The sequence below is a fragment of the Pseudoalteromonas sp. T1lg10 genome, assembly GCF_002964545.1.
In the GTDB taxonomy this organism is placed as follows: Bacteria; Pseudomonadota; Gammaproteobacteria; order Enterobacterales; family Alteromonadaceae; genus Pseudoalteromonas.
Map to the genome: position 1 here is coordinate 46,109 of NZ_PQBV01000049.1, position 16,573 is coordinate 62,681.

Consider the following 16,573-nt stretch of genomic DNA (forward strand, 5'->3'; position numbering starts at 1 on the left):
GTTGCTGGCGGACAATAATGCCAAAACAGGTACGTTACAATATGGTAAACATGTAAACAGAAGATAAAGACTTACGTGCGGGGCATGACCCCGCATTTAGTAAGCCCTAGCGGCTGTTCATAGTTTTGTAACAGATCGTAAACAGCCGCCATTCGTCGCTATAGCAGAGTTTGTAGTGGCTCATAACCCCAGGTTGTTAGCAGCACACCCAATAAAACGGCAAACAAAGCAAAAGCCGGCCAACTTGCTTTTAGCTGTGCAGCGGTACTGACTTGCTTATTGCGTCCGGTAACCATAGCCGGCACCAGTTTTTTGCCGCGCAGGGCGTAAACAACAATGGCAACAAGATGCAGGCCGATGGCGATCAGCAGCCAATCTAAATTCTGATGATGCAACGAAGACGCCCATTCAACCCAGTCGTAAGACACATATTGCACCAAAGGACCATCAACCATGATGTCATCTGTGGTCATCAAGCCGGTCGCCAACTGCAACAGAATCAATGCAAAAAATACCAGCACCATATAGCTGCCAGCGGCGTTATGCCCGGGAGTTAAATGCTTGGCTTGTAAAGCCTGAACAACCGCTTTGGGGCCATGAAATAGCGCCGATAAGCGCGCTGTGTCACTGCCAACCAGACCCCAGATTAAACGCGTAGCCAAAAGCGCCAGGGTGATATAACCGAGTACAAAGTGTAGCTCCATGGCTCCTTCCTCGGCGGAGAAATACAGGCCGACCAAACAACTTACCAAGGCCAATGAAAAAAACGTATATATCCATCCCAAACTTTCATAACTGCTCCACTTCTTTTGCAATAGCCGCGATTATGCCAAACTCTAGCGTCGGTGCGAAATCAACTCGGTTAATTTTTATCTATGAGCAAGTCTACTCATATAAAACGCGGTACCAAACTGCAGCAAAAAGCATTTATCAAAGGGCAAATCGATATGATGCCTCTTAACCTGGCGGTACTGCCCTGGGGGCTCTTGTGCGGCTCTTTGGCAATGCAAAACGGCTTTACTTTAATAGAGGCTCAGCTGATGTCTTTATTGGTTTTTGCCGGCTCGGCCCAGCTGGTGGCCATTGAGCTTATCGCCAACGACACCCCTTTGCTGACCATAGCCATCACCACCTTCATCATCAGTTCTCGGCACTTTTTATATGGCTTGGCCATTCGCCAAAAGGTCATTGCTCAACCCTTGAGGTGGCGCTTACCTGTCAGCTTTGTGCTGACCGATGAGCTCTTTGCTTTTTCCCACCACCCTAAGGCCTATCAAACCAAGGCACGCCTCATTTATGCCCTCAGTGCTGGTTTTAGCTTTTATGTTGCCTGGAATATTTGGACCCTGCTGGGCATAGTGGCGGGACAGTTGCTGCCTGACTTAACCAATCTTGGTCTCGATTTTGCCATTGCCACCACCTTTATCGCCCTGGTGATCCCGGCCATTAAAAACTGGGCAACTCTGGCCTGTGTACTGGCTTCGGGGATAAGTGCTGCGGTGCTCAAGTCCTGGCAAGTAGAATTATGGCTGGTGTTTAGCGCCCTCATCGGCATGAGCGTTGGCTATGTGCTTAGTCGCGGGAGGGTGCGATGATCACCACCATATTACTGATGGCGGCCATTACCTTTGGCAGTCGTTATTTATTTTTACACCGTGCCCTGCCATTTCGGGTCGGCGCAAAAATGCAGCGTTTTTTAAGCTTTAGCGCCCCGGCCGTGCTTACCGCCATCTGGGTACCCATAGTGGTTTTACCTGGCAATCAGTGGCAGTTGAGCTACCAGAATCCGTATCTGGTTGCGGCCCTTGTCGCCATTATTACCGCCTACAAAAGCCATAGTATCTACGCCACCACCCTGCTTTCCATGGCGGTCTTTTTTGCGCTGCGATAATACCAATTCACTTAAATAGCCAACGCTATATCTGCTCACATACTTAACAGCATTGGTATAACAAAAAAGGGGCCGTAGCCCCTTTAAAGTCTTAAAATAGTCTCGGCTTAATTACACCAAGACTTCATAGGCCAAAGGCCCGTTATTTATTCATTTAAATACTCGTCAAAGTCATCGCTGCCGAGATGCTTTCTCAGCTTGCGCTGTTCTAAATAATCGTCCAGCTTCTTTTTTACCTTGCGCTTGCGACGGTCGTTTTGATTGCGTCCCATCGCTTCATATTCATCTGCAACAAATTCGTCTTCAAACGCATCATAGGAATATGTTTTACCCACAATACACTCCAATAAATCTAAATCAGTTATCACCGCTCCCCAACTTAGGTGCGGCGAATTCAGGGCTAGGCGCCTTCGAGTGAATAAATAGCCGCTAAATCGCAAACTGGAAAGTGAGATTTTTTTATCGTTTCAATAAACATAATTGATTAATAATTATACCGCCTTAATTCGTAAGGTTATTCCACCTTGGATAGCCCGTTGTGGATCCGCCTTTGCCGCCAGGGTCCTAGGTCGGCTTTTGCCGCCATGGACGGCGGTACTAGGGTGACGCAGGAGCAGTTACCTAGCAGGCTGACAATTGAGCAAATGTTTTAATCCACGGCAAAGTTAATTTCACTAAAAGTTAGTAAAAGGCACTAAACAAGGCATTGGCAGTACACAAGAGGAAATTATAAAGCTATGATTTTCATCATCTTTATTATTTGGCACCGAAATTGTATTAGTCATAGCGTCAACAGAATAACAGGAATTATCACCATGAAAACCAGCACGCTAGCCATTATCTCTGCCATTAGCCTTTCTGGCACCGCCATCGCCGGGGAAGCCAATTCGCTCTCGTTTGGCTCTGAGCAATGCAACATTGAATTTAAAAACGATGTACGCATCGAGCCGCAGCGTTTACAGATCACCAATACCAATAACCAGCACCTGGTGTACAGCTCAGGTCTGCTTGAAGTCGATGGTCAACCCGTTGAGTTAAATGCCGAGCAACAACAGGCCCTGGACGATTACACAGATAAGGTACGAACCTATATGCCCGAGGTGGCTCAAATAGCCCTGGATGGCGTTAAGATCGCCGGCGTTGCCCTAGAAGAAGTCGGCGCCGCATTTGGCATCAGTCACAATGAGGCGCTGAGCGATATAGTTGAAAATATCGGCATCAATATTGAACAGACCTTCTACCAGGACGGTGCCTTTGTAATGGGCAAACAAAGCTTTGAACAATTAGGCAATGATATTGAAAGCCAGTTTGATGAGGACTTTGAACAAGCCGTAGAGCAGGCCATGGTGCAGTCTATCGGCAGTATATTTATCGCTCTGGGCTCTGAGTTATTAGGCTCAGGCGGCGACATGGATGAATTTGAGCAACGTATGGAGCGCCTTGGTGAGCAGGTCGAGCAAAGAGTTGAGCTGCAAGCCTCGCAAATAGAACAACGTGCGGATGCGCTATGCCATTCATTTAGCGAGTTGGCGCAACAAGAAGCTCAGCTGCTTAGCATGATCCCCGAATTGAAAGAGTATCAGCTGCTAAGTAACTAAGCCTTTGGCATGCCCATTGGCGTAACCTTCGCCTTACCCTTTTGCACTTGCAGGCAGAGCGCCCCTAAGCGGGCCACTGCCTTTTCTATTTCCTCGCTCCATTGCACCCCAAAACTCAGGCGTAAACACTGGCGATATTTGTCGGTGGCGCTAAAAATAGCTCCCGGAGTAATGCTGATCCCCGCCTCCAGCGCCAGGTGGAACAAGGCAACAACATCATACTGCGACGGCAGTTGCAGCCACAATACACAGCCTCCCTGTGGATTGGTCATTCGGGTGCCAGGCGGAAAATGCCGCTGCACCAAGGCCCGCATCCGCTCTTTATTGAGCGCCAGGCGCTGGCGCATCACCCGCAGATTTTTATCGTAATCGCCGCTATTCATAAATTCGTACAGGGTCCACTGATTCATCAGTGACGACGCGCAGCTCATGGCCCGCTTTAAACGCCGCGCCTGAGGCGCAAACTTGCCGGCTATCATCCAGCCCACGCGATAGCTTGGCGCGGCGGTTTTTGACAGCGACGAGCAGGTGATCACCTTGCCCTTGGTCGAATAATACTGAGCAGGTTTGGCGCCATCGGGCTCGTAGGCAAGCTCCCCATACACATCATCCTCAATTAGCACCGCACCTTGATCCTCCACTAAATGCACCAGACGTCGGCGTCGCTCCTCTGGCATTTTCGAGCCTAAGGGATTGCTAATACTGGTGGAAAAGATGCAGGCCTTAATATCATGCTCGGCAAACGCCTGCTGCAGATCTTCGACACACACCCCTTGTTGCGGGCACATGGGAATTTCTATCACCTTGAGTCCCAGACTCTCCAGCATTTCGATAATGCCAAAATAACAGGGCGACTCTATGGCCACTATATCCCCCGCCTGAGTGACACACTGCACAGCGATATGCAGCGCTTCCTGGGCACCATTGGTAATGATCAACTCATCACTGTTAACGCCGATGGCAAAATCCAGGTAACGGTTGATGATCTGCTTTTTTAGCGCCGCAAAACCATCCAGGGGGCCATAATTGATAGCCTTATGCCCGGCCACATTCATCACTCGCCGCATGGTCCGGCTCAGCACCTTATCGGTGGGGTTTACCGCCACCGGGTTGGCTATCCCCAAGGGCACCACGGCGGCACGATGCAAACTGTCAAAAACCTGCTCAATCAAGGCCTGTTTATTAACCGCTACCGGCTGGCGCGCCAGTTGAATACGACGAGGCTGATGACACTGCTCTGAGCCGGCATTAAGGTAAAAACCGGACTTTTCTCTGGCGCTGATCACCCCCTGACGTTCAAGCTCTTGATAAGCCTGCTGAACGGTGGGAATACTAATGGACAACTTTTGTGCTATAGCACGCAAAGAAGGCAGCTTTTCACCGGCACCCAAGGTGCCTTGCGACTGCATATCTTTAATCAAGTCAATGACTTGCTGATATAGGTAGATATTACCCTGCTTATTTACAATGCGAGACATGGCTGATCTGTATAGGTATAAAATGATGTTTTCTGTTTATGTACAGTATACAGAATAACTTTAAAATACCAGCTTTAGTCGCCTTGAGAAAAACGCCATGAACAACGTCCTGCTGTATTTTTTTACCGTCCTGATTTGGGGCTCAACCTGGCTGGCCATAGAATTCCAGCTTGGCGATGTAGCGGTGCAAGTTTCGCTGTTTTTACGCTTTGCCATTGCCGCCGTCATTATGTGGGCTTTTGTACTGCTTAAAAAATTGCCGATGCGCTTTAGCGCCCGCGATCATGGCTTTTTTACCCTGTTGGCCCTGTGTAACTTTGGCGCCAACTATCTGATCCTCTATTGGGCGCAGCATTATCTCACCTCGGCAATGAGCTCCATCGCCTTTAGCACCCTGCTGTTGATGAATATCATCAACACCCGATTATTCTTTGGCAAACCCATAGCCAAACGCATCTACTTTGGTGCCCTGCTCGGCGTGGTAGGCATAGTGATCTTGTTCTGGCCGGCCATCGCCACTTTGGATCTCGGTAATGAGTTATTAATAGGCCTGTTATTGTGTCTTGCTGGCACGCTTGTAGCGTCCATAGGCAACATGGTGAGCGTACGTAACTCCCAGGCTCAGGTAGGCGTGCTGCAGGGCAATGCCTGGGGCATGTTATACAGCACCCTGGGACTGGCACTGTTCGTTTTAATCAGCGATGTTAGTTGGGACTTTAGCACTGCCGGCACCGCGTATTGGTTATCCCTGCTGTATCTAAGCACCTTCGGTACAGTGATCGCTTTTGCCTGTTACTTTGTCTTACTGAAGAATATCGGCCCGGAAAAAGCCAGCTATGTGATAGTGCTCTTCCCTTTGGTAGCTGTGATTCTAAGCACCCTGTTTGAAGGTTTCGTATGGCAGCTTAATACGGTATACGGCTTTGTGTTTGTATTACTGGGCAACGCCATAGTGCTGACCCCATTCGATAAAATAGGCCTCTTTTTCAAGCGCACAGAGGCACCAGCCTAGACGGGCATCACAAAGTTCAGGGCACCGCGCTGCACACTAAAAAGTGCGGGTGTGGTGCCTATATACTCTCCATCCGCCTCTATGCCTATATTTGCGGTGTGCACATCAAGCTGGGATACAGGGGTTATATTGACCTGCTTAAGCCGGGTATGAGCGGCAAAATAGCTAAGTATCAGCGCCTGAATTTGCCGCCAAAACGGCGCCGCTCCTATTTGCACGCAACTTAATTGGCCATCGCAAATATTCGCCTTGGGCGCCAGACACATGCCGCCGCCAAAGTAACGGCCATTGGCTAAACACATCATCAGCAACCTGTGCTCTTGCGCCTTGGTAGTCGAAAACTGCAATAACGAGGGGGCGTAGCGATACAGCATTTTAATCCCCTGCCAGGCATAATTCAGGTGCGCCCAACGGCCGCGCTTATTTTGACTGGCGGCAACCACGGCAGCATCATAGCCAACGCCGGCGATATTGATAAAGTAGCGCTCATTAACCTTACCCAGATCTATGGCGGAGCTGGCATGTGTTAATGCGGCTTCGATCCATTGCTGCTCAGAGCAACGCCACTGGCGAGCAAAATCATTACCACTACCACAGGGAACCAGGGCTACTTCGACCTCGCTATAGGCGAAAGCATTGGCGGCCAGATTAAGTGTACCGTCGCCACCAAGTGCAATTACTCGTTTGGTATTGGGAATATAGGTTTGCAGCCCCTGTAAATCGGCGTAAAAGTCGCCACTGGTAGCCACCTCAACATAGGCATATGACAAGGAATGCAAACGCTGGCGAATAGCTTTTAATTGCGCTTTTGCCTGCAGCGGATGATACAAGAGCAAATACCTGGTTTGATGGTTCAAAATGCCAACCTATAACAAATATGATTTATCTGAATAAATATGCACGATATTTTAAAAAATCACTTGCCACAAGATAAAAAACCTTGGTTATTGGTCTATTAGCGCATTTCCCACCTAAATATTCATGCATAAATCTTTTTTTTGAAACTTAATAAAACATTAATCGCATTAATTAAACTTATCCGAATGGGCCAAAATATATCGTTTTATTTTTAACCACACTGGTTGCACAATAGCCTTGTTTTCAACCACAGGCACAACCCGGAGCAAGCAAACATGAACCCAGTAAACACCCTAAATCAAACAGCAGCCAACCATGTAGCAACCAAGCCAAGCAAGCGTAAAGCTAAAATGATGGCCAAGCTAAACCGCTTTGGTAAAGAGCTAGCTCTTAGCGGTGTTGTGCGTTACAAGTAATTAATTACACTAATGTTACTTTCTGGTATTAAAAACAACCAGCAGGTGCTAAGACCCAACCAGCTTAGCACCTGAAATCCTCACTTTTTTCTTGCTAGCGCCCTGAATTAGCACAAAAATCAAGCAAACGATTCATTATCTATTTACACTGGCCACAAGCCTCAGTATTATCCTACCCCATGGAGAGATGGCTGAGTGGTTGAAAGCACCGGTCTTGAAAACCGGCATAGGTTAATAGCCTATCTAGGGTTCAAATCCCTATCTCTCCGCCAAATTTATCAAACTGATTCGCGCCGGAGAGGTGGCCGAGTGGCTGAAGGCGCTCCCCTGCTAAGGGAGTATAGGGTTTGTAGCTCTATCGAGGGTTCGAATCCCTCCTTCTCCGCCATTAGTTTTGGAAAAAACCGCGCATTGTCGCGGTTTTTTGCTTTTCGGCGTTCAGTCGCAAGCGTCCGGCCTTCGGCGTCTCTGAACTGCGAAGTAATACTTCGGTTTCTGAGACCCTTCTCCGCCATTAGTTTTAAAAGAACCGCCTTTACGGCGGTTTTTTTATAACTAAATTTCGAGCAGGCGGACTTGGTTCGAACCCTTGTTCGACAAAATGTCAGGAACATTTTGAGCCGCGCAGGCGCCTATAAGGGCTAGCACAGGGACGTGCTAGAGCTACAAAATGCCTGGAGCATTTTGAGCCGCGTAGGCGCCTATAAGGGCTAGCACAGGGGCGTGCTAGAGCTACAAAATGTCCGGAACATTTTGAGCCGCGCAGGCGCCCGTAGGGGCGAGTGCGGCTGCAAGCGCAGGAGGCACGAGCGCTCATCCCCACTCGAAGCCATTAGTTAACGAAGAAAAACCGCGCATTGTCGCGGTTTTTTGCTTTTCGGCGTTCAGTCGCAAGCGTCCGAAGTTCAATCGCGCCCCCACCTCCTTAACTAAAGCTTAATTAGAGCTTGGTACTATCGGCAATATACCTATACACAGCACCCACTCTGTCAGCGGAAATAGCCGCTACTAATATATTGATTGTTAACGGGGTGTTGATTTCCCAATGGAAAGTTCTAGAATCTTATAACCCTAACCATACGGACATGTCCTATGAAATACCCAGTTATATTTGCCGCGGCTCTTTGTTTGACCACCTTGCCCAGCTATGCGGCGGTTTATAAATGCACCATCAATGGCGTGGCAACCTTTAGTCAGCAGCCCTGTGGCAAAGACGCGCAAATTATTAAGGTGCGTTACTCTGGCGCTAAAACAGTGACGGCCGTGACCAGCGAAGAAGACGATTCTCAACAGCCTAATGTGAGTGAGGTAGACAGCTACCTGAAGTCGCAAGAATACGACCGCCGCATCGCCATGCACCAACGTAATATCAGTGACTACGAAACGCGTATGGCTAAAGATCTGGCGCAGCTTGAGAATATAAATCAAGCAACCGCCAACTATTTAGGCGGCGACTCTATCGACGATGCGAAGAAGCAGCAGGCAACCATAGTGCGCGCCAATTATCACGCCCTTATCGAAAATGAAAAGAAGGCGATCAGCGAATTGCAAAAGTACAAAGAAAATATCAACGCGGCGGCCAAGTTAAATAAACCGCTTTAACGCTGATACCAGCTGCGCCACATCCTGTTCGTCGTTATAGATGTGAAACGACACTCGGGCCCCTAGGTGGCGCGCGTCAACGCTGATATTGTGTTGCTTTAATTCCTGCATCATCTGCTCTTGCCTGTCGCCGGCATGAAGAATCAGGGTACCGCTGCGCCGCCGTGCATCCAGTGGTGATGCCGCCAGGTGGGCACATTCTTCAAGTAATTGCCCTTGCAGCTTCAAATTATGGGCGCGCACCTTGTCGATGCCAAAGTCATTAAACCAATTGATACTGTGCGCCGCTAACACATAGGGGGCGACGCTGGGTGTACCTCCCCAAAAGCGCAGTGCACTGTCATGGTAAGCAAAGTGATGGATATCGAACTCGAATGGATTGGCATGGGAGAACCAGCCTACATCCTTAGGTTCACAGCCAGGTAATTGCTCGGCGCTAAGCCATAAATAGGCGGCTCCCGGGCCACCGCACAGCCATTTTACGCTCGATCCTATTAGAAAATCCGGTTGCACCCGGGCCAAATCCAGGGGGATCACCCCGGCGCCCTGAGCCACATCAACCAGACTTAAGATGCCGAGCTCCTTGGCGGCGGCCACTATCTCGGCCACCGGCGCCTGACGCCCGGAATTGGAATACACCTGGCTGATAAAGACCAGATCCATATCCCCTTGCAAATGTTGCTGCCACACCCGGATATCGCTGATGTCCTCGGAGGCGGGAATAAAGACGATTTCGCTGTCCGGAGTCAGAGATTTTTGCAACGCAAAACCCATGCTGGGAAAATCCTGTTCCGACATCAGCACCTTGCACTTGTTCTTACGCAAACGCGGGTGCGCCACAACCAACTTGCTCAGGGCACTGGAAAGATTCACCTGAGGACAAAACAAGCTGGCCTCTGAGTTAAACAGGCGTGCTAATGCGACGGTAAAATCCTGCACTGCCCCGAGCCACTGTGGCCATGGCTCGTTTTGCTCCTGCTGCCAGGGAGCGAAAAAATGCTCATGAAAGTGTTGCTCCGTCGAGCGCAGCGGACGACCCACAGAGTGACTTAAGAAATAAGGCCCTGCGGGCAAACGAAACTGAGTTTTCAAAACTTAATCCACCATCTTGGTTAGGCGCTGCACATCGTCGTAGCGGGTAAAAATATCATCGCGAGGACGCGCGGCACGGCGGTCACGGAGTGTTTCCAATTGCGCCAGAAGCACGGGCAAGGGCGGACCACTGGCGGTCACCTTATCCTGATGTTCGGCACCGAGCTGCTCATTCGGCACGCGAATATACTTCTCCACCAACTGATTATGGTGCTGAATGGCGGTCTGCCCATGCAGCTTGCACACGCTTAAAAATGCTTTAAGGTTATCCTGAAACCAGCTGGCCTTATGATGCTGCTTACCCACTTTCAGGAACTCATCCATAAAGGAAGGTAAACGCATACAATCGCGTAAGATACGCTGATCTTGCGGCATCATATAGAGAAACTTATCCACCAGCAGCTGCGAATAACTGACTTCATTGGCCTGACACAGGCCCAATAGCATATCAATCACGTTTATACCGGCAAAATCGCCGGCATTAGCGCCACGATACACCTCTTTACCGACACGATATGGCTTGTAATAGGGGCGCACACAGTAAAAGAATCTATCTGTATCAAGATGCAGGAAGAGGTAGCGGTTGCTGGTCATCACATCCTTTAGGGCCTGCTCGGCTACGGCCAATAGATCGGCGGCTATGGGGTGAGAAATCCCTAAGGGCTGCAAACGCAGCAAGGCATCGGCGGCGCGCTTATAGGCCAGGATCCCCTTGGTGTTGTAATCGACAAAAAGCTTTTCATCGGCCAAGTCGGTAAAGCGTTTATACACACCGTTTTCGGCGCTGTTATGGGTAGTTAAATGAGCAGTTGCAAAACGCGGCGTGACACCAATCGAGGCGCCTATATGCATGGCCAGAGTAGAAGCCGCCGTCAACGGCGATTGGGTTTCCCGCGATGGTTCGGTAATTTCATGGCGCCGACAGGCGGCCATATACAAGCCCACATTGCCTAGCAGATCAAACGCCTTATCAAAACCCTGATCCGTATTACCTTCATTCACCAATTGCTGGATAAGCGCATTACCCTGGGCCACCATGGCTTCTTTAATTTCCTCGCCGACTCCGACAACATTGGCTCTGTCTTCCTGCTGCCAATATAAGTCTTCCAATTCGTTATTCAGGACAACGAAGTCGGTGCGGATCCAACGATCAAACGCGACTGAGTGACCAATCATAATGTGCTCATAAATTAGTCAATTATTACTACTAATTTAGCATAACTTTAAAAGTGAAATGACTTAACTTTTGCGACTCATGCCGCAGCATTGATAAATAAACACCCAAAAACAACGTGGCTCATGAGCGACTCCAGCCAAATAATTAAAATCGCCTCATGGCCTGCTGCACTTAGGGCCCGCACTTAGGGCTGGCGATTAGGGCCCGCGATTAGGGCTAGGCGTAAAATCACCGCTTTGTTATGCTGCCCGTTATAAATTATCTAGAGATCAAAGCGATGCGTTTACTGTTATGTTTCCTGCTCGGCCTAACCAGTTCTTTTAGCTGGGCACAGACCTGCCTTAGCCATATAGATGATATCGACTACATAATGGCGGCCAAAAAGAATGGCAGCCATCGCTTTGCCAAAGATGCCTCTGTGCAAGCACTCGACCTCGACTCTCTACCGCCATTTAGCGCCTATCTGGCCTCGGCCCGAGACTGGATTGACGCACGTAACCCTAGGGCCAGCCTGCCTTGCCCAGTACACACAGAAACCGTTAAGTTACTGCAAGCTCAAGGCGCTCTGGAGGCCGACTTGACCGTGAGCGATCTGCTGAGCCCTTTTGAGCTGCGCCATCCAGGCAGCAATAAGGCCGTACTTTTATTGCATGGCCTGACCGACTCCCCCTTTAGTTATCATTCCCTGGCGGCATTTTTCCATCGCCAGGGCTTTAATGTTCGCACCGTATTACTGCCCGGTCATGGCAGCGCCGCCAGCGATCTCCAGGAGGTGAGTTTTAAACAGTGGCAAGCCCTGACCCGCTATGCCATTGAGCGCACCAGCAAGGACTTCGAACAGGTTATTATCGGCGGCTACTCCACCGGTGCCGCCCTCGCCCTGGCTAACTTGATTGAACGCCCGGTGCCACAGCAGGTGCAGGCGCTGATGCTCTGGTCACCGGCAACCGAGCCCCATAACAAGCAGGGCTGGCTGGCAAAATGGATAGACCGCATTCCCTTTGTAAACTGGATAGATAAGGACGCGGATATCGACTTTGCCAAATACGAGTCCTTTCCTTTTGCTGCCGCCAGCCTAGGCCATGAGGCTATGCGCCGCATCGATGCTAAGCACCTAGCCAAGGCAAAACTGCCCGACTTGCCGCTTTTTGTCGTCCAAAGTGAGGGGGATACCACCATAGATTCCCAGGCCACTCTGGCCCTGGTGAAGGCCTGGCATAATCCTCAGATGCGCCCAAACAGCACCAAGGACATGCTGATTTATTACGGTAACCCGCAAACTGCCAAACGCTATTTGGGGAAGGACTTCCCGCTGCGTAGCTACGCCTGCCAGGCCAATCAGCCTCCCTGTAATAAGATCATCGACTTATCGCATATCAGCGTGGTTAATGCGCCAAATCACCCCTATTACGGCGTTCAGGGGCAGTACCGCAATTGCGGTTCCTACCTGGAAGATGATAAGGCTTATCGCCGCTGTAAAACTCAAGCTCAGGTGCTGATCGGCGAGCGCAGCGAGGCAAATCTGGCCAAGGGACCACTTAAGCGTCTGACCTATAATCCTTTTTATGCCGAGCTGGAGCAGGATATGCGCACCTTCCTCGGGCATTTACATGAGTAACTTCAGCGTTTGCTTTTTTTCCAGCGCCCAGGCCTTGGGTAAATCGGCCTGGCAGGCGTTTTTTGATGCGGCCGAAGATCCCTTTACCAGCTATGAGTTTATTAATGCCCTAGAACAAACGGGCTGCACCAGCGCTCGCACTGGCTGGCAACCTCACCACTTGGCGCTTTACCACAAGCAAGAGCTGGCTGGCCTCGCCATAGGCTATATAAAAAGCCATTCCTACGGTGAGTATGTATTCGACTGGGCCATCGCCGAAGCCTATGAGGCACATGGCTTTAACTATTACCCCAAGTGGCTGTGCGCCGTGCCCTTTACGCCAGTGACAGGCACGCGCCTGGCCCTAAGCGATTCGGTAAATAAAACACAGGCGTTAGCGGCCATTCGCACCGCTTTGGATGAGCAGGCGCTGCAACTGGGCTGGTCCGGCTGGCATATCAATTTTTGCTCGCAGGCCCAGGCCGAGCAATTGCAGGAGCAAGGCCTGGCAAGACGCACCACGGTGCAGTTTCAGTGGCACAACCCAGGCTACCAAGACTTCGATGAATTTTGTCGGCAATTAAAGGCCCGCAAACGTAAAAATATAATCAAGGAGCGAGCTGCGGTCGCCAAGGCGGGGCTTAGAATAGAGGTTGCCAGTGGTGATGAAATTACGTCGGTGCATATACAGGCACTCAGTGCGTTTTATCAGCGCACTTACCTCAAACGCTCGGGTCATCTGGGCTATTTGAATGCCGACTTTTTTACCCGACTAAAACAGAGCATGAGTGAGCATCTGGTGGTGATAAGCGCCTATGACGGCGAGCAAATGGTCGCCGCCAGCCTGTTTCTGCGTGGCCAAAACACGCTTTACGGGCGTTACTGGGGCTGCCTTGAGCACTATGACCGCCTGCACTTCGAGCTTTGTTATTATCAAGGCATAGAATATTGCATAAATCAGGGGTTGGCGTACTTTAACGGCGGCGCCCAAGGGGAGCACAAACTTGCGCGAGGCTTTACCCCGCAGCTGACCCATTCCTGCCACCGCTTTATCAACAGCCCCTTTGCTGCCGCAATTGATGACTTTATCGTCCGCGAAACGCGACAACACAGCCTATATTTGCAGCAATGTACCGGGTTATCTCCGTATAAAGTGCAATAAGCGATTGTTGGCGGGCATGGCGATATCGGTAGCCAATTCCAGCCCGGCGGCTGCGGCCAAACTCACCACCCATTGCTGGTCACGCAAACCGCTTAAGGGGTCGCGCTCACGCAGACTGGCATCGAAGCGGGCATTGCTGTCGCTGGTGTAGGCGCCGTTGTAATTAAAGGGGCCATAAATGCACAAGTTACCGCCTTGGCTAAGGTGCTGCTTAACGCCATGGAAAAATGCTCGCACCAACTCCTCGCTAACAATATGCAGGGTATTGGCGGTGAAAATGCCATCAACTTGCGCTAACGGCCAGCTTTGTCCGAGATCCAGCGCCAGCGGTGGCAAAATATTGCCGCTCTCGGCAGTGCCGATAACCTGCTTGATCAGCTCATGGTTATAGGCTAAATCGCTTGTTTGCCAAAGTAAGTGCGGCAAATGCGCGGCAAAATGCAGCGCATGCTGGCCGGTGCCAGAGCCAATTTCCAATACCCTTTGGGTCTGAGCAAAGATCTGCGTCAACTCGGCGAGAATCGGCCCCTTATTGTTCTCACATGCCTGGGATAAGCCGCTAATTTTCATAATCTAAGGTCGTTAAGAAGAAATTAAATTCCAGTGCCTTTTCCGCCAGGCTTTTAAAGCGTCCGGAAGCACCTCCATGACCACTCTCTAAGTCGGTTTTAAACAGCAGAAGATGGTCATCGGTTTTGTATTCACGCAGCTTGGCCACCCACTTCATCGGCTCCCAATACTGCACCTGGGAATCGTGCAGGCCTGTAGTTACCAGAATATGGGGATAGGCCTGGGCACGAATATTATCATAGGGTGAATAGGCGGCTATGGTGCGGTAGTCCTGCTCGTAATTTGGGTTGCCCCACTCGTCATACTCATTGGTGGTCAGCGGAATGCTGGTATCAAGCATGGTGGTCAGCACGTCCAAAAACGGCACATGACAGCCGATAGCGCGGTATAAATGCGGTGCCTGATTGACTACGGCGCCCATCAAGAGGCCACCGGCGCTGCCGCCACTGGCAAAGATCTTATCGGCGGCACCATAGCCCTGCGCCACCAGCGCTTCAGTGACATCGATAAAGTCGTTAAAGGTGTTTTGCTTATGCGCCAGCTTACCGGCTTCATACCAGGCGCGACCCAACATTTCGCTGCCACGAATATGGGCGATGGCATAGACAAAACCACGATCCAGCAGGCTTAAAATGCTGCTCGAGAAACTGGGGTCTATGGTGATACCGTAGGCACCATAGCCATATTGCAACAAGGGGTTAGTGCCGTCTTGGGTGAAGGTATCGCGGCGATAAACCAGGGATACGGGCACCTGCACGCCATCCCGCGCGGTGATCATCAGTCGCTCGCTTTGGTAATCCTCAGCGTTAAATTCGCCCAGCACCTCTTGCTGCTTCAACAGCTTGCGCTCCTGGGTATTAAGGTCAAATTCGTACAAACTGCCCGGAGTGGTCAGGCTGCTGTAGTAAATGCGCACGCTGCCTACATCCGGCTCTGGGTTCATCCCCATACCGGCGTAATAACAGGGATCGCTAAAGCTTAGGGTGTGCCCTTCGCCCTGCATTTTGCCCTGCTGATGTTGATACACCACAAAGCGGATCTGACCCAGCTCCCGCTCGGTCACCAGCCAGTAACCCTTAAAGAGATCGACGCCCTCAAGTAGAACATTATCGCGGTGGGCAATAAGCTCCAGCCAAGTATCTGGGTCGGCTATGGTGCTGGCATCTGCCTGCATCAGGCGGAAGTTTTTCGCGCTTCGGTTAGAAACTATATAAAAATGCTCACCTAGCTTATCCACTTCGTACAGATGGCCCATTTCGCGGGGCATTAGAGGCTTAGGTTGTGCTTTGGGATCATTTGCATCAAGCACATAAGTGTGACTGGTTTCGGTGGCTTCCAGGTCGATAAAAATCAGGCTTTCATCGCGACTTTTTCCCAGGCCCATATAAAAGCTGCGGTCCAGCTCTTCATACACCAGTTCATCGTCACCTTGGGCGCTACCCAGGTGATGGCGAAAAACCTGAAAGCCCAGGAGGGTTTGCGGGTCTTTCTTAATGTAATAAAGGGTGCGATTGTCGTTAGCCCAGACCACTTGTCCCTCGCACTCAAGCAGCACATCATCGAGCAACTCACCACTTTGCAGGTCTTTTATGCGCACCTGGTAAATACGACGGCCACTGGTGTCTTCACAATAGGCAAGAAGTTGTTCGTTTGGGCTCACCGCCATATCGGCTAAGTCATAAAATTCATGACCTGCGGCGAGGGTGTTCACATCGAGAAGCAAGGTTTTATTGTCGCCGCTATAGCTGCTGGCGCGATAATGCTTGGCGTATTCGTCATCTCCGGACACTTCGCTGTGATACCAGTAATGGCCATCGCGCACCGGCACAGTGTTATCGTCTTTTTTGATGCGCGCCTTCAGCTCGGCGAAAATCTGTTCCTGTCGGGCTGCACTTGCAGCTAACTGAGCATCGCAATAGGCGTTTTCTTCACGTAAATGTGCGAGAACTTCCGGTTTTTGGCGCTGATCGTCGCGCATCCAATAGTAATCGTCTTGTCGTTGTTGGCCATGCTGAGTAAGCAAATGGGGGATTTTTTTGGCGATGGGGGCTTGCACGCGCAACCTCAATACACTGATACTGGACGCTCAGTGTATCATACCCATTCTCTTAAACAGCTAA

General features: G+C 50.4%; 15 protein-coding genes, 2 tRNA genes and 1 pseudogene. 10 read left to right on the forward strand and 8 right to left on the reverse strand.

Annotation, left to right across the window (positions count from 1 at the left end; all coding sequences use genetic code 11):
• Positions 1-158 precede the first annotated feature (158 nt).
• Positions 159-793, reverse strand: a pseudogene (locus C2M17_RS12795) (cytochrome b/b6 domain-containing protein).
• An 82-nt stretch (positions 794-875) separates the two neighbouring features.
• On the opposite strand from C2M17_RS12795, the gene C2M17_RS12800 reads away from it, so the two are divergent.
• Both C2M17_RS12800 and C2M17_RS12805 read left to right on the forward strand, forming a co-directional pair.
• A complete protein-coding gene (locus tag C2M17_RS12800) occupies positions 876-1,595 on the forward strand; it encodes an AzlC family ABC transporter permease (RefSeq protein WP_105201137.1) in 720 nt (239 codons plus the stop codon).
• Positions 1,592-1,891, forward strand: a complete 300-nt coding sequence (locus C2M17_RS12805) for an AzlD domain-containing protein (RefSeq protein ID WP_105201138.1) — start codon at positions 1,592-1,594, stop codon at positions 1,889-1,891. Before C2M17_RS12800 ends, C2M17_RS12805 begins: the two co-directional genes overlap by 4 nt.
• A 146-nt stretch (positions 1,892-2,037) precedes the next feature.
• Here the strand turns inward: C2M17_RS12805 and C2M17_RS12810 are convergent, their stop codons facing one another.
• Complete coding sequence (locus C2M17_RS12810; RefSeq protein WP_105201139.1) at positions 2,038-2,226, reverse strand: PA3496 family putative envelope integrity protein; 189 nt, start codon at positions 2,224-2,226, stop codon at positions 2,038-2,040.
• A gap of 480 nt (positions 2,227-2,706) precedes the next feature.
• Here C2M17_RS12810 and C2M17_RS12815 point away from each other — a divergent pair, with 480 nt between their 5' ends.
• Entirely contained in the window at positions 2,707-3,489 is a 783-nt protein-coding gene (locus C2M17_RS12815) for a YggN family protein (RefSeq protein WP_105201140.1), read from the forward strand.
• Here C2M17_RS12815 and C2M17_RS12820 read toward each other — a convergent pair.
• Positions 3,486-4,967: an aminotransferase-like domain-containing protein gene (locus C2M17_RS12820; RefSeq protein WP_105201141.1), complete on the reverse strand. Its 1,482-nt coding sequence runs from the start codon at positions 4,965-4,967 to the stop codon at positions 3,486-3,488. The two genes, C2M17_RS12815 and C2M17_RS12820, sit on opposite strands and share 4 nt — an antisense overlap.
• A gap of 97 nt (positions 4,968-5,064) precedes the next feature.
• On the opposite strand from C2M17_RS12820, the gene C2M17_RS12825 reads away from it, so the two are divergent.
• Positions 5,065-5,979, forward strand: coding sequence for a DMT family transporter (locus tag C2M17_RS12825; protein ID WP_105201142.1), 915 nt, complete (start codon positions 5,065-5,067; stop codon positions 5,977-5,979).
• On the opposite strand, the gene C2M17_RS12830 is transcribed toward C2M17_RS12825, so the two are convergent.
• Positions 5,976-6,836 carry a diacylglycerol/lipid kinase family protein gene (locus C2M17_RS12830; protein WP_158681396.1) on the reverse strand — a complete coding sequence of 287 codons (861 nt, stop codon included), beginning with the start codon at positions 6,834-6,836 and terminating at the stop codon, positions 5,976-5,978. The two genes, C2M17_RS12825 and C2M17_RS12830, sit on opposite strands and share 4 nt — an antisense overlap.
• 276 nt (positions 6,837-7,112) lie before the next feature.
• Here C2M17_RS12830 and C2M17_RS15935 point away from each other — a divergent pair, with 276 nt between their 5' ends.
• The 4 genes from C2M17_RS15935 (at position 7,113) to C2M17_RS12845 (ending at position 8,855) form a co-directional block, all read left to right on the forward strand.
• Complete coding sequence (locus tag C2M17_RS15935) at positions 7,113-7,253, forward strand: hypothetical protein (RefSeq protein ID WP_199774431.1); 141 nt, start codon at positions 7,113-7,115, stop codon at positions 7,251-7,253.
• A gap of 181 nt (positions 7,254-7,434) precedes the next feature.
• Positions 7,435-7,525 (forward strand) — tRNA-Ser (locus C2M17_RS12835).
• Positions 7,526-7,548: 23 nt separating this feature from the next.
• Positions 7,549-7,641: transfer RNA gene (locus C2M17_RS12840), tRNA-Ser, on the forward strand.
• Positions 7,642-8,345: 704 nt separating this feature from the next.
• Positions 8,346-8,855, forward strand: a complete 510-nt coding sequence (locus C2M17_RS12845; RefSeq protein WP_105201144.1) for a DUF4124 domain-containing protein — start codon at positions 8,346-8,348, stop codon at positions 8,853-8,855.
• Here the strand turns inward: C2M17_RS12845 and C2M17_RS12850 are convergent.
• Positions 8,838-9,947 carry an aminotransferase class V-fold PLP-dependent enzyme gene (locus tag C2M17_RS12850; protein WP_105201145.1) on the reverse strand — a complete coding sequence of 370 codons (1,110 nt, stop codon included), beginning with the start codon at positions 9,945-9,947 and terminating at the stop codon, positions 8,838-8,840. The genes C2M17_RS12845 and C2M17_RS12850 overlap by 18 nt on opposite strands.
• Positions 9,948-9,950: 3 nt before the next feature.
• Positions 9,951-11,123, reverse strand: coding sequence for a PrnB family protein (locus C2M17_RS12855; protein ID WP_105201146.1), 1,173 nt, complete (start codon positions 11,121-11,123; stop codon positions 9,951-9,953).
• A 278-nt stretch (positions 11,124-11,401) separates the two neighbouring features.
• Between C2M17_RS12855 and C2M17_RS12860 the strand changes: the two genes are divergently transcribed.
• Together C2M17_RS12860 and C2M17_RS12865 are read left to right on the forward strand one after the other, a co-directional pair.
• Complete coding sequence (locus C2M17_RS12860; protein WP_105201225.1) at positions 11,402-12,742, forward strand: alpha/beta hydrolase; 1,341 nt, start codon at positions 11,402-11,404, stop codon at positions 12,740-12,742.
• Positions 12,735-13,883, forward strand: a complete 1,149-nt coding sequence (locus C2M17_RS12865; protein ID WP_105201147.1) for a GNAT family N-acetyltransferase — start codon at positions 12,735-12,737, stop codon at positions 13,881-13,883. The genes C2M17_RS12860 and C2M17_RS12865 overlap by 8 nt, the downstream gene beginning before the upstream one ends.
• Here C2M17_RS12865 and C2M17_RS12870 read toward each other — a convergent pair.
• On the reverse strand, positions 13,860-14,453 hold the full coding sequence (locus tag C2M17_RS12870) for a DUF938 domain-containing protein (RefSeq protein ID WP_105201148.1): 594 nt from the start codon (positions 14,451-14,453) through the stop codon (positions 13,860-13,862). The genes C2M17_RS12865 and C2M17_RS12870 overlap by 24 nt on opposite strands.
• The gene (locus C2M17_RS12875) at positions 14,443-16,509 is read right to left on the reverse strand and encodes a S9 family peptidase (RefSeq protein ID WP_233997993.1); all 2,067 of its coding nucleotides are present in this window, start codon (positions 16,507-16,509) and stop codon (positions 14,443-14,445) included. Before C2M17_RS12875 ends, C2M17_RS12870 begins: the two co-directional genes overlap by 11 nt.
• Positions 16,510-16,573: the final 64 nt, after the last annotated feature.